Raw genomic sequence first — 20,067 nt, 5'->3', positions numbered from 1 at the left:
ATTATGAAAATTGAGTAAGTTGAAATTTACTTTTTATTAATTCTTCCAGTTCTCTCATAGGGAGTAAAGCATTTTTCAGTTTTTCTCGGTCAATTTTTGATAATTCCTCCAAATTTATAAATTGGCCTGAATCATCATTTTTTAACCCTTCTAAGGTTCGGAATTTTGATAAAGTCAAAAAGGCTTCGGCACAATTGAGATAAATTTCAGCATGTTTGGGATCCGTAATTGATAATTGTTTGAATCGTTGAAACGTATTGTTAATTCCTCGGATGTCGAAACTCAAAGTAAACAAACGGGCGCCATCAATCAATGGCATTAAAGCCTTAGTTTTAATATCAAATTTATCTTTATTTCTACCTTCTTCTTCGACATTGAATTTTTTGAAAAAACTAAGTGGAGCGTTTTTTCTTAAGGCATCATTTCCTAAGAAATCAAAAAATAACGTATTGTTTTTGGCGTTTTTAAAGACTACATTACTTATCGCATCTTCAATTTTTTGCTCTCCAAAAATAATTTCATAATCAAAGAAAATACTGCTCAAATCAGTGCTGTTCTCACCAGGAGTATTCATCCAGCTGTCATATTGTTTGATCCAGTCCGTCAATGATTTACACCAAAGCATAGTACTTCCCATGTGACCATTTGGACAGAATTCATAGCCGATTTTTTCTAGAGTGGCTGTGGTTTTTTTTCCAAGTTTAAGAAAATAGTCTTTTACGTCACGATATTTATCAGCAGCCACATCTTCAAAAATCAAAATACTATCTTGATCCGTTAATAAAAGCTGTTCTTTTCGTCCTTGACTGCCAATACTTAACCATGCAAAACGGGCAGGAGGGGAACCTAAATCCAAAATGGATAATTCCACCGAGCGTTTAATGACTGCCAAATTAATTTCGCTGGCAATATTAAAAACGTGTGATAGCGGAATATTTTTAGAAATTGAAGTCTGAATCAGATCTGTTAATCGTTCCCGTATTTGTTTTAGTTCTTTTGGTGATTGACACCGTTTGATTTCTTTTATTAAAACTCCGGGATTATTTGCTTGAGCCACAATCAAATCGTGCTCAGAAATGATTCCTTTCACACTGGATTTATCTGTTCCATCCTGAGTTACACACAAATGAGTCACATTGTGTTTTAGCATCAGTAACTGCGCTTCTGCCAGAGAAACGTTTTCAACCACCGTGATAACAGGGGAGGACATAATTTTATCTACTGTAACGGTTACTGGATATCTGCCGGTAGCAATTTTTGATCGCATATCCGCATCAGTAATAATGCCCAAAGGGATAGTATTATCACATACGAGGATATTGTTTTTTAACGATTCGGTCATTATTTGAGCCACGTCTTTTGCAATTGCTGTACTTGTCGTTTTTAAGGGAGCTGTATTATAGGCCAGCGATTGAAAATATTGCATTTCAGATTGCTGATCCGAATAGAATACATTATCAGAAATTAATTTTCCAATTAAATTTTCTTTATCTTTTGGATTTCGGGTGTTTACGGCAAAACTTTCTAATAAAAAGTTTAAAACTTCAGAATTATTAGCTACAAAAGGCCTGAAAGTAGCAATGGGAATAGCATAAACAATGCTTTCTTCTCTTGCTTTGGCCGTCATCATATAATTATTTTTGGCAAAAAAGGGACGCAGGCCAAAAATATCGCCTTCGGTACATTTATTTAATAGCGTTTCCTCAGCATCTGCTATGACCGATAAATTGATAACACCGGAAGCCACCACATAAAAACTGTCATGCAAAAGATCATTTATTTGAAATAATGTTTTGTGCTTTTCTAAATTTACAACGCGAATATTTGCCGCTATTTCAGATAATTCTTCAAAAGTTAAGTAGTTAAACGGTGGGTATGCTTTTAAAAAGTCAGCAATGTGCTCAGCAATTGAATTCATAATTTATGGAATAAATAAGTATCGATTGTAAAAATAACAAATTTAAAAATTATAACACCGCCATTATTGCGGCAAAACAATTAAATTATAAAATCCTTAATCTTTTCATAAAATAAGTATGGATTTTAAGGAATTAAAAGCTACTTGTTTTACTTTTATACGATAACTAAAACATTTTAAATCATGAAATTATTTAGAAAAATGCATTTTTCGTTTATTGCCTTATTAATTGTAAATTGTATAGCTGCTCAAGGAAAACCTACCAGCAGCAAAGAAGTAGCCACAGGGGAAATTAATGGTGCTACAATTACCCTCAATTATGGGAGTCCATCAGTCAACGGAAGAGAAATTTGGGGAAAATTAGTTCCGTTTAATAAAGTTTGGCGTGCCGGAGCAAATGACGCAACAACATTTGAAACAGATAAAGAGTTGACAATTGAAGGTACTAAATTGCCAGCCGGTAAATACTCTTTTTTTGTTATACCAAATGAAAAAGAATGCGTGCTTATTTTTAATAAAGAAGCCAAACAGTGGGGAGCATATAAGTATAAAGAAAAAGAAGACCAACTACGTATTACCGTTAAGCAAGAAGTTGCTGCTTCAGCTGCTGAAAAATTAGTTTATACGATCCGTGCTAATACTGTTGTTTTGAGTTGGGGCAATTGGAAAATACCTTTTTCTGTAAAATAAAATATGACTAAGTAATAACCATGGTATAATGTCGTATTTTAAAATCAGGATAAAATTATGTAACAATCTGATTTAAAGCTGTTTTGATTAAAGTTAATTCTTTTGACTTTACGACTTTTAAACTTTCGACTTACTTAAGTGTAACTAATCCCAATTAATTATTCCAGTCATGAAGTACCTGAGTTACCCTGGATTTCTATTTAATTACAAAAAAAATGATGTAATTCGTGGCATACTTTTTTAGAAATAATTTTTTAATAAATTTAGTACGATTTGCGGATTGTCACGAAATAAGTAATAACTATGGTATAATGTCGTATTTTAAAATCAGGATAAAATTATGTAACAATATGATTTAAAGCTGTTTTACTTAAAGTTAATTCTTTTGACTTTACGACTTTTAAACTTTCGACTTACTTAGAATTACTTTTAAATAGGAGGCTGTCTCAAAAAGACAGCCTCTTTTTTTTATAAAAAATTTTCTAAAATGTTTAAATTAAGTTTTTCTTAATGTAATTGAAACTGGTTACAGCAGATTCTATTGGATTTGGTTTGTAGTTAGATTCGTGTTCCAAAAAGAAACGTTTCAGTCCGGCACGTTCCGCTTGAGCAAAAATACCCTTGAAATCTATTGTTCCTGTGCCAATTTCTGCATTCCAATCCGGATTTACTTTATCCATATCTTTTACGTGCCACATTTTGAAACGTCCCGGATATTTTTTGAATAATTCCAATGGATCATGTCCAGCACGAATGACCCAGTATAAATCCATTTCAAAATCAACCAAGTTTTTATCCGTTTCGTTTAATAAAATTTCATATCCATTCGTTGAACCGAATTTAGTAAATTCGAAATCGTGATTGTGATACGCTAATTTTAAACCTCCAGCTTTACAAAGCTCACCCACTTTATTAATTTGTAAGGCTAATTTTTTATAGGCATCACCAGTAGTTCCGCGCAATTCTGAAACGATGTAAGGTACTGTTACATATTCACTTCCTAAATAGTTGGCTGTTTCAACATAGGATTGTACAAGATCAGTTGAACCATCTTTGATCATCGAATTAAAATCAAAATGATTACTCGTAGCTTTTAGACCATTGTCATCTAATATTGATTTAAAATCGCGGACCGAAGTTCCAAAAAAGCCGTTGTCTACTGAATAACCAAAAGTTTCTACTTCAGTAAATCCAGCTTTTCCAACTTGCGCTAAAACACCTTTAACATCTTTGGGTAACGTATCGCGCAGTGTCCATAATTGAATCCCAATGGCTCTTTTTTTAGAGTCAAAAGCAAATGAAGGAGCAATGGCTAATGCGCCTAATGCTAAACCAGCATTAATTAAAAATTCTCTTCTTTTTATCATGGGTTATTTTTTAGAGTAGTTAAATATCACAAATTGCTATGGCCTGTTTCAATGAAGCGAGTTTGTCCGGGTTTTTAGGTACAAATTCTTGACCCACAAATCCCTTAAAACCAGTTTTTGCAATTGCTTTCATAATTGCAGTGTAATTTAGTTCCTGAGTATCATCAATTTCATTTCGTCCTGGAACGCCGGCGGTATGATAATGTGTAATGTAGTGATGGTTGTCTCTTATGTTTCTAATCACATCTCCTTCATCAATTTGCATGTGATAAATATCGTAAAGCAATTTGAAATTCTCAGAGTTCAAACGTTTCGCTAATTCCACTCCCCAAGATGTTCGGTCACATTGGTAATCTTTATGATCAATTTTGCTGTTTAGTAATTCCATTACTAAAATCACATTATGCTTTTCAGCTAATGGAATTAGTTTTTGCAAACCAACAATACAATTGTTCCAACCTTCTTCATCTGTTTTGCCTCTTCGGCTTCCGCTAAAACAAATCAGATTTTTATAACCGGCTTTTGCCATCAGTGGAATCATTTCCATATAATTTTTCAAGAGTGTCTCATGAAATTTAATATCATTAAAACCATCCACTAAATTAATTTCTGCACCGTTGCACATTGTAGAAACAAGATCATATTTCTTTAATGTTGGCCAATCTTTAGGACCTACTAAATCAATCCCGGTAATCCCTATCTTTTTGGATTCAATGCAAAGCGTATCTAAATCTATGTCATTAAAACACCACCGAGAAACGGAGTGATTTATATTTCCTTTCAATTTACCCAATGGTGTTGCTGTTTCCTTTTTTGGCATAGCCAAAGCAGAAAATCCAGCAGGAATTCCCATCGCAACTGTTCCGGCTACTATTCCTTTTATGGCAGATCTTCTATTTAAATTAGCACTCATTTTTAATTTTTATACAGCAGAAGTGGATTCTTCTCCTTTGTTTTTTTCATTAAATAAAAGTGCAAAAAGTAAGAATACAGCAAACGCAATTCCAGCAGGAATAATCCACACCATTTGCCAGTTTACAGCCCCATCTGCCATTTTATAATTGTCCGTTATCCAACCTGCTACAGCAAAGCCAATCAACATTCCAACCCCGTAAGTGGCTAAAGTTATTAAACCCTGAGCAGCACTTTTGTATTTTTCTCCCGCTTTTGAATTGGTGTAAATTTGACCCGAAACGAAAAAGAAATCATAACAGATACCGTGCAGCGCAATACCTATAATAAGCATAAAGCTTAAATCATTTCCATTGCCATAAGCGAATAAAACATAACGAATTGCCCATGCTAACATCCCGATTAAGATCGTTTTTTTGAAACCAAAACGGGTAAAAAATACAGGAATCAATAATAAGAATAATGCTTCGGATATTTGACCTATTGCCATTTTTCCAGTAGGATTTTCAACGCCTGATTCTGTCAAAAATGGATGTGCATTTTGGTAATAAAAGGCAAGAGGTATACAAATCAGGATTGACGATATAAAAAAGATGGCGAAGTTTTTATCTTTCAGCAATTTTAAAGCATCAAGACCTATGATATCTCCAATTTTTATTTTTTCTTCACTTACTTTTGGTGGTGTTTTTGGTAAAGAAAAACTGAATATACCTAAAATTAAAGCGGCTATTCCTGCTAAAAGGAAGGTGTTTTTAAGAAATCCTTGAGAAATTGCTTCCGCAGTATCCCAATGAAATATGAAGCTAATAGATAATCCTGCTAAAATCCAACCTATAGTTCCCCAAACTCTGATATTTGCAAATTCTTTCTCCGGATCTTTCATTTGATTAAAAGAAACTGAATTGACTAATGCTAATGTGGGCATGTATAAAATCATGTAACTCAGAACGTAGGTGTAGAACATGCCAACTTCTTCTGACTGATACATTTGGTACATTAAAAAGGCACCTGCGAGATGAAGAATTCCCAAAATCTTTTCTGCATTAAAATAACGATCCGCTATTAAACCTATAATAAAAGGAGCAATAATTGCGCCCCATGATTGTGTTGAAAAAATTGCAGCAGTTTCTGATCCTGATGCTTTTAGATTATTACCCAGAAATGTGCCCAGGGTTACAAACCATGCGCCCCAGATAAAAAATTCCAGGAACATCATTATGGATAATTTAATTCGGATGGTACTATTCATTAGTCAGTGGTTTTTTATTTTTTGGTTTTGGTTGTTTTTTTATTTTTTAGAGATCAATTACATACCCGCTTCACATCCGGTTGTAATTTTCATAGTATTCCATTCTTTGATCATAATGTTTCTGAACCATACATTATCTCCATGATCTTGTAGTGCAATTTTACCTTTTTTGAATGCAGCAAAACCTGGCCAAGTAGCAAATTTACTTCCGGCTACCAATGTTTTAAAATTAGCATCCCAAAGCGTAGTTTCAACTACTTTTACGCCATTCAATAACATTGTCAGTTTTCCAAATTTACATACTATGTCAACAGAATTCCATTCTCCTACTGGTTTTACTGGTTCTGAGGTACTTTTTATTAAATCATATAAATCACCTGAACGGTGTTTTTCAATTTTTCCGTCAGAATGACCGTCATTGTCCAATACTTGCATTTCCAGACCCGTTTCATAAGTATTTTTGAATTTTGTCAAATCCTCGTTTACATAAAAAATAATACCGCTATTGGCATTTTCCGCGACTTTCCATTCTAGTTTTAGATGAAAATTCTCGTATTCTGCATTAGTTACCAAATCGCCTCCTTGACCGTTTTGGGCAGCTGTAGGATCAAAATGCAACACACCCTCTTCTGTTTTCCAACCGGAACCAGCTGTTGTTTTTCCGTAACTGTGCCATCCCGTTGTGGATTGTCCGTCAAATATGGATTTAAATCCTTTTGGTATGGGCGCTTGCTGTGCATTTGCGGTTTGAATCAGTATCATAACAAGTAATGAAGTACAAATATTTTTAATCATTTTTGAATTAATAATTAATCTTGCTTATAAAGTTAAAGCTTTCCAACCTTGACGATAATCCCGTTTCACAAATTGGTTCACTTCATCAAAATTTGTAATTCTCATGGCATCATTATCCCATAATAATTTTGCGGAACGTCCTGGGTACACTTCTTCTCCAAGCTCTTCTCGCATCACATCGTATCCTCTGATCGCAAGATTTGCCATCAATAAAGCTTCAGTTAAAGGGCCGGCAATTTCAAAAGGAGAACTTAATTCTTTTTTTCCATAACCAGCAATAGAGGCTTCAATCCATTGCTTGTAATGTCCTCCTGAACCATCGATCACTCTTGCATATTTTTGAGCAACTTGGAGATTTTCATTTTTGCTTAGAGGAAGCAAACGCGGATTTAAACCGTAGGTATCACACATCATTTTTCCTTTTGTTCCTGTGAATAAGGTACCATTTCCTCCGTCTCCAAAAATTTCATTCGAACCTAATTCGGAAGGTCTTTCCGGCTGAATTCCACCATCCATCCAGTGTACTGCAACGTCACCGTTTGTTTTCTCCGTTTTTGGAAAAGTTAAGGTAACATGACTGGAGGGAGGACAACTCTCAGGAAAATATCCTCTTTGAAACTCATCTACATATACTGAACCTACACTACATTGAACATCTTTAGCATATTTTAAATTTAATACACTAAAAGGTGCTTCTAACAAGTGACAGCCCATATCGCCTAATGCACCTGTTCCATAATCCCACCAACCGCGCCAGTTAAAGGGCACTAATTTATTTACATACTCTTTGTAAGGAGCTGTTCCCAACCATAAATCCCAATCTAATTCTTTTGGAATATCCGCTTTATTAGCAGACCAAGGAATCCCTTGAGGCCAAACCGGACGGTCTGTCCAAGCATGAATCGTGTGAACATCGCCTATTAAACCTGCTTCATACCATTCTTTCATTATTCTGGTACCATCATTCGAGGCACCTTGATTTCCCATTTGGGTTACCACTTTATATTTTGTAGCAGCTTGTGTCAAAATTCGTGCTTCGTAAATATCATGTGCCATAGGTTTTTGAACATACACATGTTTTCCTAATTGCATAGCAGCAAGTGCTTGAATAGCATGATTATGATCTGGAGTTGAAACTGAAACGGCATCGAAATTTTTATGTTCTTTGTCTAACATTTCACGCCAATCGGTATAAAATTTAGCTTTAGGAAATGCATTTACACTTGCAGCGGCTCTTCTGGTATCTACATCACATAAAAACGATATATCCGCTTTTCCACTTCTGGCAAACATACTGACATCAAATTTACCTTGTCCACCAACACCAATACTGGCTATTGATAAACGATCGCTTGGCGCAACAAATCCTCGTCCTAGAACATGACGGGGAACAATCATAAAAGCCGCTGCAGCTATAGCGGTTGTTTTTATAAAATCACGACGGTTATTTGTAATTTTATCTTGTTCTTCTTCTTTTTGTTTCATTATTTTAATCCAGTTTAGTTTATAGCAAAAAATTGTGTAACATCATGATTTTATTTTCGACATTCTAGAATCATATTGACTCTTTAAATGCGCCTTTTAATTTACTTTTTTAAGGATAAAATATACTTTGCCATAGAATTTGCTTCATTCTTTTTTAGTGAAGCATGCGCAGACATGGGAATTGAACCCCAAACCCCAGAGCCACCTTTTATTATTTTACCGGATAAATAGGCAACATTTTTATCATTTAAAGCATATTTTTTAGCAATGTCTAAGTAGGAGGGACCAATTAGTTTTTTGTCTAATTTATGACATCCGATGCAATCGGATTTAGCTATTAATTTCTCTCCTTCAGAGGTTTGAACAACAAGGTTTGATTGCGCAGTAGTTTCAATATATTTTTCTTCTGAATTATCATTGGAAAATGAGGTTAAACTAATTAGTGCAACCCCAAAAAAGAAATATTTTAATTTCATTTTATTGTATTTAAGTTTTTATAATCCTAAGTTTTTTTTGTTAAAAGCCAGATTTGTTTCTACTGCCGCAAAATCATCAAATGCTTTATCAGTAACTTTTATAATATGATTTTTTATAAATTCAGCACCTTCACGCGCTCCATCTTCCTGATTTTTAATGCAGCATTCCCATTCCATTACTGCCCATCCTTTGAAATCATATTGGGCTAGTTTGCTGAATATCGTTTTAAAATCAATTTGACCATCTCCAGGGGAGCGATATCGTCCCGCACGATTTACCCAACTTTGATATCCTCCAAAAGTTCCTTGTTTTCCTGTAGGATTAAACTCGGCATCCTTTACGTGAAAGGCTTTTATTCGTTCATGATAAAAATCAATGTATTGAATGTAATCTAACTGTTGTAATACAAAATGGGACGGGTCATACAACAAACACGCTCTGGAATGATTATTTACCGCCTTTAAAAACATTTCATAGGTTTCCCCATCAAACAAATCTTCGCCAGGATGAATTTCATAACAAAGATCAACCCCATTTTCGTCAAATTCGTTTAAAATTGGTAACCAACGTTTGGCTAATTCAGCAAAACCGTCTTCAACTAGGCCCGGAGGTCTTTGTGGCCATGGGTGAAAATATTGCCAAAGCAAAGATCCACTGAACGTTGCATGTGCATTTAGGCCTAAATTTTGGGATGCTTTTGCCGCATATTTTAATTGTTGAACAGCCCATTGTTGTCTTGCTTTAGGATTACCATGCACATTTACCGGTGCAAAAGCATCAAAAAAATCATCATAAGCGGGGTGAACGGCTACTAACTGACCTTGCAGATGAGTGGATAATTCTGTAATTTCTAATCCGTAAGAAGCAACGGTACCTTTGAGTTCTTCGGCATACGTTTTGCTTTCGGAGGCTTTTTGTAAATCAATGAAACGGGTATCTAATGTTGGCATTTGAATACCTTTAAAACCTAAATCAGCGGCCCACTTACAAATCCCATCTAAAGAATTAAAAGGAGCTTCATCACTTATAAATTGGGCTAAAAATACTGCTGGACCTTGTATTGTTGTCATATTATATTTTGTCTAAATTTTTGTGAATTCCTAATTAATTACAAAACGTAAGGAGTCCATTTTTTATCAGATTGTGATGATGCTACTACGTTATCAATAAATGCCATTCCTCTCACTCCATCTTCAACAGAAGGAAAATCTAACATTTCAGCAGTAGGTGCTGTGCCCTCTAATTTACAACCAAGCGTTAAGGCAAAGTTGCGGTAAATATTAGCAAATGCCTCTAAATATCCTTCTGGATGTCCGCCTGGAGTTCTACAATTATGTGTTGCAAATGAAGATAAATGTGCATAGTTAGATCCAGCTCTTAAAACCTGAGTTGGTTCATCTAACCACCTAACCGTTAAAGTGTTTGGATCATGTTGAAACCATTCGATTCCACCTTTTTCGCCATAAACTCTGATTTTTAAAGCGTTTTCTTCTCCAGCTGCTACTTGCGATGCTATTAAAACGCCTTTAGCACCATTGTCAAATTTCAATAGTACAGCTCCATCATCGTCCATTACGCGGCCTTCAACTAATGTGTTTAATTCTGCACAAACATCGGTAATTTTAGCCCCGGTAATATATTCGGCTAAATGAGAGGCGTGCGTACCAATATCTCCCATTACAGAACTTTTTCCGGATTTTTTAGGATCTGTTCGCCATGCAGCTTGTGCGTTTCCCTCTCTTTCGGATAGTGTACTTAACCATCCTTGGGGATATTCTACTAAAACTTTTCTAATCTTACCCAATTTTCCTTCGCTGACCATAGCTTTCGCTTGTTTGACCATTGGATACCCGGAGTACGTATGTGTTAAACAAAGTAGTAATCCTGTCTCTTCTACTTTTTGTTTCAATAGTTTTGCTTCTTCCAATGAAAAAGTCATTGGTTTTTCAATTACTACATTAAAACCATGCTCCAAAGCCATCATTGCAGGTGCAAAATGAGCAAAATTTGGAGTAACAATAGTAACAAAATCGATTCTTTCGTCAGCAGGTAAAGCCGCTTCCGCTTTAATCATTTCGTCATACGTTAAATATGTTCTTGATTCCGGAAGAAACAAGGCTTTACCAGATGCAATTGCGGTTTCTGGTTTTATACTTAATGCACCACACTTTAATTCAATTAGTCCATCCATATTGGCGGCTAATCGGTGAATTGCACCTATAAAGGCATCTTGACCACCACCGACCATTCCCATTCTTAATTTTCTCATAATGATGAACCTAAATATTTCCTTTTTTTAATTCTTTTACTGCATAATCGCAGGCACGAGCCGTCAAAGCCATAAATGTTAATGATGGATTTTGACACGCAATAGAAGGCATACAAGAACCATCGGTAACAAATACATTACTAACTTCATGCAATTGATTCCATTTATTTAAAACGGAATCCTTGGGGTCATTACCCATTCTGGCAGTACCCATTTCGTGTATAGCCATTCCAGGATAACAATCGTTATCATAGGTTTGCACATTTTTGATTCCAGATGCTTCCAGCATTTCTGCGGCATCATTCATCATATCTTCCCGCATTTTTGCTTCATTTTCTTTGTATTCACAATCAATAGCTAAAACTGGTTGTCCCCATTTGTCTTTTTTGCTATGATCGATGTACACTTTGTTTTCATAATACGGCAACATTTCTCCAAAACCACCTAATCCCATACTCCAGGAATCAGCAGGTAATGACATAGTCGATTTAAAGTTTTCACCAAAAGCCAATTCGGCAACTTCTTTATGCCATGATCCTCTGCCGGCACCTCCTTGGTACCCAAAACCTCTTAAATAATCTCGTTTATCACTACCTACATTCTGATATCTTGGAATATAAATACCATTAGCTCTTCTTCCGTACGTGTATTTATCTTCAAAACCTTCAGCTGTTCCTTCTGCACCACAACGGAAATGATGATCCATAAGATTATGGCCTAATTGTCCGCTGGCATTACCCATTCCATTCGGATGCGCTTCTGAAGTTGAATTTAATAAAAGGAATGTTGATCCTAAAGTGGATGCGTTTACAAAAACAATTTTAGCATAAAACTCCATAGTTTCATTTGTTTCTGCATCAATAACCATAACACCCTTTGCTTTTTTAGTGTCTTTATCATAAATAATATGATTCACAATTGAGTAGGGTCTCACGGTCAATCTATTGGTTGCCATTGCAGCAGGTAGTGTAGAGGATTGGGTGCTAAAATAGGCGCCAAATGGACAACCTCGACTGCATAAATTTCTGTACTGACAGCTGCCACGCCCTTTGTGAGGTACAGTTAAGTTAGCAGTACGACCAATTGTAAGAATACGGGTTTTATTATAATGTTTTTCTAATCTTTCTTTAACTGATTTTTCAACACAATTTAAATCCATTGGAGGCAAAAATTTACCATCCGGTAATAGGGGCCAATTTTCAGCTTGCCCACTTATTCCTGCGAATTTCTCTACATAATCATACCACTTGGTAAGGTCTTTATATCGAATAGGCCAGTCATTTCCATGACCATCTTTGGCATTATCTTCAAAATTATGGTCACTAAAACGGTAACTTTGACGGCCCCACATTAAAGATTTTCCACCCACATGAAATCCTCTGTACCAATCAAAACGTTTGTCTTCTGTATAGGGACATTCCAAGTCATTCACCCACCATTTTTCGGTAGCTTCATTGTATGGATAATCTCTTGTTTGAACAGGATGGGTTCTTTTTTGTTCTTCGGTAAGCTTGCCTGCGCGTTCAAATTCCCATGGTGCTTTCATGGCCGATTCATAATCTTTGATGTGCTCAATATTCATTCCGCGTTCTAACATCAAAACTTTTAATCCTTTTTCGGTAAGTTCTTTTGCAGCCCAACCACCACTAATTCCAGATCCTACAACAATAGCATCATACGTATTTTCCTCTTTCAAATTGGTATTTATATTCACGGGTAGTATTTTTTATTTAATAAAATAGTTTATAACAAAAGGTTCTAGTAACAATTAGTTGGTTGCCCAAGCTTTTTGTCCGGGTTTGTAGTCTGCACTACCATCGTAACGTCCTGGAACAGGAAGGTATTCTCGTGCTTGTGTACAACCTATTTCTGAAGAATAATAGCCAAGAAGAGTCAAATCTCTAGCAATCAAAAAGAATGAAGGTGCTTTATCAGTTGCAATTGCCTCATCTCGTAATGAAGTCATTAATTGCTGACGCTCTTCAACTGACATTGATAAGAAATTCTTATTGAAATCTTTAGCGCATTTTGCTTGCATTTCCTGCATCCCGGAAGCAAAAATTTCTTGCATTTTTGCAGGATAACATTCTCTAATAATCATTGGAATAAAAGCACCCAGTCCTGCAGCTTTTGCTCCTGCCGAAGAGGCTGTAGTAGGTATAATGATATCGGCAAATTCAGCCAAAATTTCTTCATCTGCAGCAGAAAAAGACACGCTATTTTTTTCTTTTTCAGGCAAAGTAAAACTTTCAAATAAAACGCCCATTGTTGTTGCTGAGATTGCGCTTCCCATCAAAAATGCAACGCTTTTAAGTGCTTCTCTTCTATTCATTTGCTAATTATTAAAATTATTGATTCTTCTTAATTTATTATAACATTACAATAATAAAGAAAAAAAAAACAGGTTAATTTTTTTTATGTTAAAATATTGAATAATTCCATATTTTTCAAATTATTAAGGGAATCACTTTCAAAAATTCATTAAACAGCAGTTGGAATCAATTAAATCAAGAAAAAAAAAATGTTTGAAGAAGCAAAAAAGAATAAAAAACGATTTTTAAATTATTTTTAATGTAAAATTAACAAGGTTTTAATTATAAAATACAACTGTATTTTCTTTTCACACCATTTCAATGTGTTAAAATGACGGTATTACTTAAATAACCATTCAAATAATCTACTATATATTTCCTGTTTTGTAGTAAAAAAGAAGTTTTTATATTTTAAAAATAGGAAGTAATTTAAATTTGTAACCCGCTAAAAAATGGAATTTTTTGAATGTTACAAAATGGAAGTATGATCTACCTTTCAAATAAACCTAAAGTGCCACCAACCCAATCTTTATCTTTATTGAATTTCACGCCAATCATCTCGCCACGGCTTAAGCGGACTAAGTTGCAGAGTAGAGTAGGTGCGGCATCACCTTTTTTCCAAACACACAAGATTCGGACTTCAGCTTTTACTTTCCCTTCAGGAGCGTGTACAATAGGAAGATAATTTACTTTTTTTTGAAGAATATATAATTCTTTATCTACAACGGCTTCAATATCTTTTTTTGTGACATGAAAAATAACGCCCGTTCCTGAAAAAGAAAAAAGCGGTTTCAAAACATAGTTTTCTAAATCCTGAGGAATTACTGCCAAGTCACTCAATAGTGTCGTTTCAATACAATATTTTCCTTTTAAGAAAGGTAAAATAAATTTACTGATTCTGAAAAACCAGTTAGGATGTCCCGCCCATTCCACATCCAAATCATCTGAAAAACTAAAATTAAGTCTTAAATCTGTTCTCAAATCCAATTCATCAAAAATAACCCGATTGTAAATTCTTTTTACCAATATTTCATTGCCTGTTGCATTTTTGTAAAACAGTTGTTTTCCTTTTTTTATGAGTTCAGTAACACAAACGATAGGGATGCCAATGTCTCTTTTGCAGTAATAAAAATCAATCTTGGTATTTTGTTTTTCGGGTTCTATTTCAAGAAGAATAACATTTTCTTTTGGATGATGGTTGCAAATCGCTTCTTCTAAAATAGTAAGATATTCCTGTGGTTCAATAGCATTAATAAATGGAGTTAATTCGTTAAGAAATGGATAATGATTTTTAAATTTTTCGTACAAATGCATTTGATAATTGTACAAAGAGGGGAATCCCTGTACTTCAATTAGTTTTGGAATAAGTACTCCGTCTTCTTCACAAATTCCAAAATCAATTGCTAAAAAGGTAGTATGTTCATCCTCATTAGGAACAGTATTATTTAGTTCTAAGGATTTATTTGTAAGTGATTTAAAGTCGTTTTTCTGAATGAAAGCTATAACATCATTACAGCCTTCAATCAATTGTGCTTTAAGCTCCTTCGAAATAAAAAAGGGGGTTTCGCCTAACCGGAAAGTAGGCAGGTAATTAAAATCGGAAGCAATATCATCTTTGAATTCCTGATATTTTTTTTCTGTAAATTGAGTATTAAATAACTTCCGATATTTTGAAATCATTTTGAAATCGTATTAATTAGAAAGTGTCTTCTTTGTTTTTAGCAAGTCATTAATTGCTATTCGAAGGAAATTAGGAATCAAAGTTTCATTAGTTCTGTATATTTTATCATCATCTAATAAATCCTCCAGCATGTTTCTGAACTTCTTTTTTCCTTTCATATTCTTAATCTTTTCCTTTGCTTCTTTATTTCTTAAATGAGAAACAAAACTAATGGGATCCGCTTCCGGGTGAAATTGAGTACCCACAAAATAATCGGTAAAACGCACGGCCATAATTGCGCGTTCGTATTGTACATGATCCCTAATTTTCTCTAATGAAATAATTTTGGCTCCTTTTTTCGCAAAAATACTTAACTTGGGTTGAACCACTTGATAGTCTCTGGAATCTATCGCATAAAAAGGGTCTGCTAATCCCTCGAACAAGGGATCCACAAGTCCTTCTTTAGTTTTATGAATGGTCATCACCCCAAAAGAAGTGTCATTTCGTTTGGTAACCGTAGCCAATCCAAAATGCAAACACGCCATTTGAAAAGAATGACAAATGAACAAAACATGTTTTTTAATACTATTTTCAGTATTCCATTTATTCAAGGAATCGATAAATTCATAGTATTTTACATCCCAGTTTCCATCACCAATTAAGGGATTTCCAGGTCCTCCAGTTGAAATATAAATGTCAAATTTATTCTTGTCCGGCAATTCACATTTTACCCGAACATCAAATATTTCAAAACTAACAACGGGACTAAACCTATTGACTACATCAATAATACATCGCATTCCCTGGTTGGGTTCACCATTGTACATGTCCAGAAGGGCTATTTTTATAATTTTATTAGACATACTTTTTTTTAAAAAACAATGAACAAAGGTACTTTATATTTTATAATCCTTTCGTAAATTCTCCTGTTATGAAGTCAACCACACAGGAAAGATCGCCCGTTTCTTGAAAAATAGCCAGTTGCTTATCAGCACCGGTACCGTTTTTTAAAATTTCATGGACATAATTTATATCAGCACGACTTCCCAATTCATCCACCACATCATCAATGAAATCAAGCAGTTCCAGAATAAGCATTTTTGTTTCTACTTCTTTTTGCAAACCAAAATCGATCATACTATTCTCAATTCCGTAACGTGCCGCCCGAAATTTATTTTCTTTTATCAAAGCCAGTCGATACACATTAAAGCTAGTATTGTTCATGTTCAATTTGTAGAGTTTAGCTACAATTGCCTGAATAATAGCAACAATGCAAATGGTTTCATCCACTGTCAATGACATATCACAAATCCTGAATTCAATCGTATTGTAAAAAGGATGCAACCGTAAATCCCACCAGATTTTCTTTGGATTATCGATGCAATTAGTCTTTATTAATGTATCCAAATAATTCTCATACGAACTCACCGAATCAAAATATTCCGGCAAACCTGTCCTTGGAAACTTGTCAAAAACTTTCGTTCTAAAGGACTTATAACCTGTTTTTCTTCCCTCCCAAAAAGGAGAGTTCGTTGAAAGCGCAAAAATATGTGGCAAAAAATATGTGGCCTGATTCATTAATTGCAAGCCAATCTCTCGATTTTCAATTCCTACATGACAATGCATTCCAAAAATTAAATTAGAACGCGCTGCATCTTGCAATTCATTGACAATATCGTGATAGCGAGGATCATCAGTTATCGGTTGATCCTGCCATTTCGAGAAAGGATGCGTCCCGGCACCACCCACAATAAGATCTTGTTTGTCCGCTAATTCAACGATTTTAGAACGTAAAAACCGAATCTCATTTTTGGCATCATTCACATTATTGCAAATATTGGTACCCACTTCGACCACAGATTGATGCATTTCAGCCTTTACCTGCTCATTCAAAATGATCTTCGCACCATCTACAATTTTGGATAAATGCGACCGTAAATCTCTGGTTACAGGATCTATAATTTGATATTCTTCTTCTACACCGAGGGTGAAAACAGGTAATTTCTTTAACATAATTATTGTTTTAGTGTTCAGTCGCAGTCAAAGTTTACAGTCTGTTTACTGAATACTATGACTGAAAACTATTTTACTGCATCTTTCATAAATGTTCCCCAAGTCAAATTCATCTTTCCGGATTTCTGTTTTTTTGCAGCAGCAATTGCCATTTTTGCTGCTTCCTCTACAACCCACTCAAAGTTTTCTGCACCTACCGAAGTTAATTCAGCATCTGGTGCTGGATTTCCAAAATCTATCGCATAGGGAATACCATCACGGACTGCAAATTCAACCGTATTAAAATCATAACCCAATCCTTTGCAAAGACGTAAAGTATAATCCTTAATAGTAGCTAATAATTTTTTATCCACAGGCGGCCCATCAAGTACATAACGCAAATGATGCGGATTTCTGGGTTCGTATTGCATAATCCTAACGGCTTTGCAACCCAAACAATAGACTCTGAAATACTCTGTAAAAACAATTTCTTCCTGTAGCATCATCACCAGTTGCCCCGTTTCCTTATGTTTCTCCCAAAATTCTTCGACATTTTCTAATCGATACACATTTTTCCAGCCACCTCCGGCATAGGGTTTCATATAAGCTGGAAAACCAATATAATGAAAAATTTCTTCCCAATCCATTGGGTATTTTAGGTTTCGGAATGATTTTCCAGTCGTATCCGTAGGATGTTCTGCCGATGGGAGAAGTACCGTATTAGGTAACGGAACTCCCAAAGTATCGGCCAATGAATTATTAAAAAATTTATCATCAGCACTCCACCAAAAAGGATTGTTGATCACATTTGTCCCTGTTAAAGCAGCATTTTTCAAATATGCACGATAGAAAGGGACATCTTGCGAAATGCGATCAATAATTACGGCATATTCTCCGTCTTGATTTTGAACTACTTTATCAATAACCACAGCTTCAGCTATGATTTCTTTTTCGTTTTTTGAATTGACACGATCTATGAAGGCTTGTGGAAATGTATCTTCCATCCCAAATAAAATTCCAATTTTTTTCATCTTGATATGTTTATAATTTTAAAAAAATTTTATTCTGGATAAATAATGTGGAAACATTTCGGTCCATACCGGCCAGTCGTGTTTTCGTTCCTGACGAATATCCAACCAATGATGAATGTTTCTATCGCTCAACACTTTACTTAGTTTTAAATTTGCATCAAAACAAATATCCCAATTAGACGTCCCAAGCACAATATCCATTTTCCATAATTCCGGATCATTAAGTCCATGTAAATAATCTTCCGGGCTGTTGTAAAACACATCATCGTCATGAAAACCATCCATAAAACTCTTGATATTAAAAGCGCCACTCATAGAAAACAAATGACTTACATAACCAGGATGTCTAAAAGTAAAATTTGCCGCATGATACCCGCCAAAACTGCAACCGGCAAGAGCCACTCTGCCTGAGGAGGTATTGTTCTTTACTTTTTCAACGATTTCGTGACAAATCATTTTATCGTACCTGACGTGGTTTTCTATACGATTTATAGGATATATATTTTTATTGTAAAAACTGTCTTTATCAATGCTATCAGGACAAAATATTTGGATCAAACCTTGTTCCAGATACCATTTTGCAGAATCAATCAATCCCATATCTTTATTTTCATGGTAACTCCCCATAGAAGTAGGAAATACAATTACAGGATATCCGGCATGTCCAAAAACCAACATTTCTATCTCTCTATTTAAATTAGGGGAATGCCATTTGAAATACTCTTCCTTCATGAAATTAGTTTTAACAATTATAATGAAAAAAATAACACAAAAAGCAGATAAAATTATACTTAACCCATATTTATTATAAAAAAGATTAGGATTAATAAATTGGATCTAAATGGTAAAATTTGGATGAATAAAGAGCCGTTTTTTAAATTATAAACAACAAGGCAACGTGTTTTAAAAGCTCTATATTTTTAATTATAAGGTTTTTAGACCTAAAATAAGCCTTAGGATCTTTCCTATAATTACTATTTGATTAGAGAACCCTAAATTTCTAAAATAAGGAAGAAATAGCGCTAGTTGCTTTTATTAATTTCATACAGTGATACATGACTTTTTAATCGTTCTACAAGCATGCTCATCATTCTTTTATTGATATTGGAGGAGTTTTGTACATAAGCAGCATATTCATCGGCTGTAAATAAACCAATGATCATTCCTTTTAGAAAATTTCTAAACTTGATGTCTTTCTGGATTGCATTTTCCATGACGGATACTTTTTTATCAAGTGTATAACTGTAGAAATCAATTTTATTTTTGTTGACATAATTGAGGAAGGATGCTGCAAATAAGTCATTTTGCAACTTTAGAATGGGGCGTAACACCTCATTTTGAAATGATTCTTCTGTTGTGGATTGTGTGGTTACGGAACCTATTGTTTGTCCTCGAAATTCTTTTAAAAAAGTATCGCGTGCACTCATATTTTTTCTTTAAAATTAAATAAAATTGCGTCAAGAATACGTATTTTTACATTTATAAAGAAAAAATATGAAATTTCACACTAGAAAATGGGTAAAACCCGAAGATCTAAATCCTAACGGAACTTTATTTGGCGGTAAATTATTAGCTTGGATTGATGAAGAATTGGCTTTGTATACCATAATTCAATTAGAAAATACCAGAATCGTAACCAAATACATGTCGGAAATCAATTTTCGAAGTTCGGCTAGACAAGGTGATATTGTCGAAATTGGAATTGATGTTTTAAAATTTGGAACAACCTCACTCACGCTGAAATGCGAGGCGCGAAATATGATGACACGCGAAACTATCATTACAATTGATCACACCACAATGGTTAACTTAGATGCGGATGGAAAACCTAAGGCACATGGAAAAACAGCAATTGAATATGTGAAAAACAGATTATTAATTTGATACGAAGTGCATTTATACTTTTTAAG

General features: G+C 34.6%; 19 protein-coding genes. 2 read left to right on the top strand and 17 right to left on the bottom strand.

Going from position 1 to position 20,067, the window contains the following annotated elements:
* Position 1 precedes the first annotated feature (1 nt).
* On the bottom strand, positions 2–1,918 hold the full coding sequence (locus tag EKL96_RS06275; RefSeq protein ID WP_126451614.1) for a DUF294 nucleotidyltransferase-like domain-containing protein: 1,917 nt from the start codon (positions 1,916–1,918) through the stop codon (positions 2–4).
* 183 nt (positions 1,919–2,101) lie between these two features.
* Here EKL96_RS06275 and EKL96_RS06270 point away from each other — a divergent pair, with 183 nt between their 5' ends.
* Positions 2,102–2,608, top strand: coding sequence for a DUF2911 domain-containing protein (locus EKL96_RS06270; RefSeq protein ID WP_126459687.1), 507 nt, complete (start codon positions 2,102–2,104; stop codon positions 2,606–2,608).
* A gap of 491 nt (positions 2,609–3,099) precedes the next feature.
* On the opposite strand, the gene EKL96_RS06265 is transcribed toward EKL96_RS06270, so the two are convergent.
* The 16 genes from EKL96_RS06265 to EKL96_RS06190 all read right to left on the bottom strand — a co-directional run bounded on the left by EKL96_RS06265 (position 3,100) and on the right by EKL96_RS06190 (position 19,584).
* The gene (locus tag EKL96_RS06265) at positions 3,100–3,975 is read right to left on the bottom strand and encodes a sugar phosphate isomerase/epimerase family protein (protein WP_126459684.1); all 876 of its coding nucleotides are present in this window, start codon (positions 3,973–3,975) and stop codon (positions 3,100–3,102) included.
* Between the two features lie 19 nt (positions 3,976–3,994).
* Entirely contained in the window at positions 3,995–4,888 is an 894-nt protein-coding gene (locus EKL96_RS06260; protein ID WP_126459681.1) for a hydroxypyruvate isomerase family protein, read from the bottom strand.
* Positions 4,889–4,897: 9 nt separating this feature from the next.
* Positions 4,898–6,136, bottom strand: a complete 1,239-nt coding sequence (locus EKL96_RS06255) for a nucleoside permease (protein ID WP_126459678.1) — start codon at positions 6,134–6,136, stop codon at positions 4,898–4,900.
* A gap of 57 nt (positions 6,137–6,193) precedes the next feature.
* On the bottom strand, positions 6,194–6,931 hold the full coding sequence (locus EKL96_RS06250) for a DUF1080 domain-containing protein (protein ID WP_126459675.1): 738 nt from the start codon (positions 6,929–6,931) through the stop codon (positions 6,194–6,196).
* Positions 6,932–6,955: 24 nt separating this feature from the next.
* Positions 6,956–8,416, bottom strand: coding sequence for a Gfo/Idh/MocA family protein (locus EKL96_RS06245; protein WP_126459672.1), 1,461 nt, complete (start codon positions 8,414–8,416; stop codon positions 6,956–6,958).
* A gap of 101 nt (positions 8,417–8,517) precedes the next feature.
* Entirely contained in the window at positions 8,518–8,892 is a 375-nt protein-coding gene (locus tag EKL96_RS06240; RefSeq protein ID WP_126459669.1) for a c-type cytochrome, read from the bottom strand.
* Positions 8,893–8,910: 18 nt separating this feature from the next.
* On the bottom strand, positions 8,911–9,963 hold the full coding sequence (locus EKL96_RS06235; RefSeq protein ID WP_126459666.1) for a sugar phosphate isomerase/epimerase family protein: 1,053 nt from the start codon (positions 9,961–9,963) through the stop codon (positions 8,911–8,913).
* Between the two features lie 38 nt (positions 9,964–10,001).
* Positions 10,002–11,162 carry a Gfo/Idh/MocA family protein gene (locus EKL96_RS06230; protein ID WP_233579272.1) on the bottom strand — a complete coding sequence of 387 codons (1,161 nt, stop codon included), beginning with the start codon at positions 11,160–11,162 and terminating at the stop codon, positions 10,002–10,004.
* Between the two features lie 10 nt (positions 11,163–11,172).
* A complete protein-coding gene (locus tag EKL96_RS06225; protein ID WP_126459663.1) occupies positions 11,173–12,876 on the bottom strand; it encodes a GMC oxidoreductase in 1,704 nt (567 codons plus the stop codon).
* A gap of 54 nt (positions 12,877–12,930) precedes the next feature.
* On the bottom strand, positions 12,931–13,494 hold the full coding sequence (locus EKL96_RS06220; RefSeq protein WP_126459659.1) for a gluconate 2-dehydrogenase subunit 3 family protein: 564 nt from the start codon (positions 13,492–13,494) through the stop codon (positions 12,931–12,933).
* A 469-nt stretch (positions 13,495–13,963) separates the two neighbouring features.
* A complete protein-coding gene (locus tag EKL96_RS06215; RefSeq protein ID WP_126459656.1) occupies positions 13,964–15,154 on the bottom strand; it encodes a hypothetical protein in 1,191 nt (396 codons plus the stop codon).
* 12 nt (positions 15,155–15,166) lie between these two features.
* Entirely contained in the window at positions 15,167–15,997 is an 831-nt protein-coding gene (locus tag EKL96_RS06210; RefSeq protein WP_126459653.1) for a type 1 glutamine amidotransferase, read from the bottom strand.
* Positions 15,998–16,037: 40 nt separating this feature from the next.
* Positions 16,038–17,147 (bottom strand): carboxylate-amine ligase, encoded by a 1,110-nt coding sequence (locus tag EKL96_RS06205; protein WP_126459649.1) that lies wholly within the window; start codon positions 17,145–17,147, stop codon positions 16,038–16,040.
* 68 nt (positions 17,148–17,215) lie between these two features.
* Complete coding sequence (locus EKL96_RS06200) at positions 17,216–18,157, bottom strand: RimK family alpha-L-glutamate ligase (RefSeq protein ID WP_126459646.1); 942 nt, start codon at positions 18,155–18,157, stop codon at positions 17,216–17,218.
* 18 nt (positions 18,158–18,175) lie between these two features.
* A complete protein-coding gene (locus EKL96_RS06195) occupies positions 18,176–18,889 on the bottom strand; it encodes an esterase family protein (RefSeq protein ID WP_126459643.1) in 714 nt (237 codons plus the stop codon).
* Between the two features lie 290 nt (positions 18,890–19,179).
* Positions 19,180–19,584, bottom strand: a complete 405-nt coding sequence (locus tag EKL96_RS06190) for a glyoxalase (protein WP_126459640.1) — start codon at positions 19,582–19,584, stop codon at positions 19,180–19,182.
* Between the two features lie 67 nt (positions 19,585–19,651).
* Between EKL96_RS06190 and EKL96_RS06185 the strand changes: the two genes are divergently transcribed.
* Positions 19,652–20,041: an acyl-CoA thioesterase gene (locus EKL96_RS06185; protein WP_126451631.1), complete on the top strand. Its 390-nt coding sequence runs from the start codon at positions 19,652–19,654 to the stop codon at positions 20,039–20,041.
* Positions 20,042–20,067: the final 26 nt, after the last annotated feature.

This window comes from Flavobacterium sp. LS1R10, assembly GCF_003968825.1.
GTDB lineage: Bacteria > Bacteroidota > Bacteroidia > Flavobacteriales > Flavobacteriaceae > Flavobacterium.
The sequence above is the reverse complement of the archived record's forward strand: the minus strand, read 5'-3'. Positions and strand labels throughout refer to the sequence as shown.

Coding starts and splice junctions, on each gene's coding strand:
- EKL96_RS06275 (WP_126451614.1), bottom strand. CDS start 1,918: ATGAATTCAATTGCTGAGCACATTGCTGACTTTTTAAAAGCATACCCA.
- EKL96_RS06270 (WP_126459687.1), top strand. CDS start 2,102: ATGAAATTATTTAGAAAAATGCATTTTTCGTTTATTGCCTTATTAATT.
- EKL96_RS06265 (WP_126459684.1), bottom strand. CDS start 3,975: ATGATAAAAAGAAGAGAATTTTTAATTAATGCTGGTTTAGCATTAGGC.
- EKL96_RS06260 (WP_126459681.1), bottom strand. CDS start 4,888: ATGAGTGCTAATTTAAATAGAAGATCTGCCATAAAAGGAATAGTAGCC.
- EKL96_RS06255 (WP_126459678.1), bottom strand. CDS start 6,136: ATGAATAGTACCATCCGAATTAAATTATCCATAATGATGTTCCTGGAA.
- EKL96_RS06250 (WP_126459675.1), bottom strand. CDS start 6,931: ATGATTAAAAATATTTGTACTTCATTACTTGTTATGATACTGATTCAA.
- EKL96_RS06245 (WP_126459672.1), bottom strand. CDS start 8,416: ATGAAACAAAAAGAAGAAGAACAAGATAAAATTACAAATAACCGTCGT.
- EKL96_RS06240 (WP_126459669.1), bottom strand. CDS start 8,892: ATGAAATTAAAATATTTCTTTTTTGGGGTTGCACTAATTAGTTTAACC.
- EKL96_RS06235 (WP_126459666.1), bottom strand. CDS start 9,963: ATGACAACAATACAAGGTCCAGCAGTATTTTTAGCCCAATTTATAAGT.
- EKL96_RS06230 (WP_233579272.1), bottom strand. CDS start 11,162: ATGAGAAAATTAAGAATGGGAATGGTCGGTGGTGGTCAAGATGCCTTT.
- EKL96_RS06220 (WP_126459659.1), bottom strand. CDS start 13,494: ATGAATAGAAGAGAAGCACTTAAAAGCGTTGCATTTTTGATGGGAAGC.
- EKL96_RS06215 (WP_126459656.1), bottom strand. CDS start 15,154: ATGATTTCAAAATATCGGAAGTTATTTAATACTCAATTTACAGAAAAA.
- EKL96_RS06210 (WP_126459653.1), bottom strand. CDS start 15,997: ATGTCTAATAAAATTATAAAAATAGCCCTTCTGGACATGTACAATGGT.
- EKL96_RS06205 (WP_126459649.1), bottom strand. CDS start 17,147: ATGTTAAAGAAATTACCTGTTTTCACCCTCGGTGTAGAAGAAGAATAT.
- EKL96_RS06200 (WP_126459646.1), bottom strand. CDS start 18,157: ATGAAAAAAATTGGAATTTTATTTGGGATGGAAGATACATTTCCACAA.
- EKL96_RS06195 (WP_126459643.1), bottom strand. CDS start 18,889: ATGAAGGAAGAGTATTTCAAATGGCATTCCCCTAATTTAAATAGAGAG.
- EKL96_RS06190 (WP_126459640.1), bottom strand. CDS start 19,584: ATGAGTGCACGCGATACTTTTTTAAAAGAATTTCGAGGACAAACAATA.
- EKL96_RS06185 (WP_126451631.1), top strand. CDS start 19,652: ATGAAATTTCACACTAGAAAATGGGTAAAACCCGAAGATCTAAATCCT.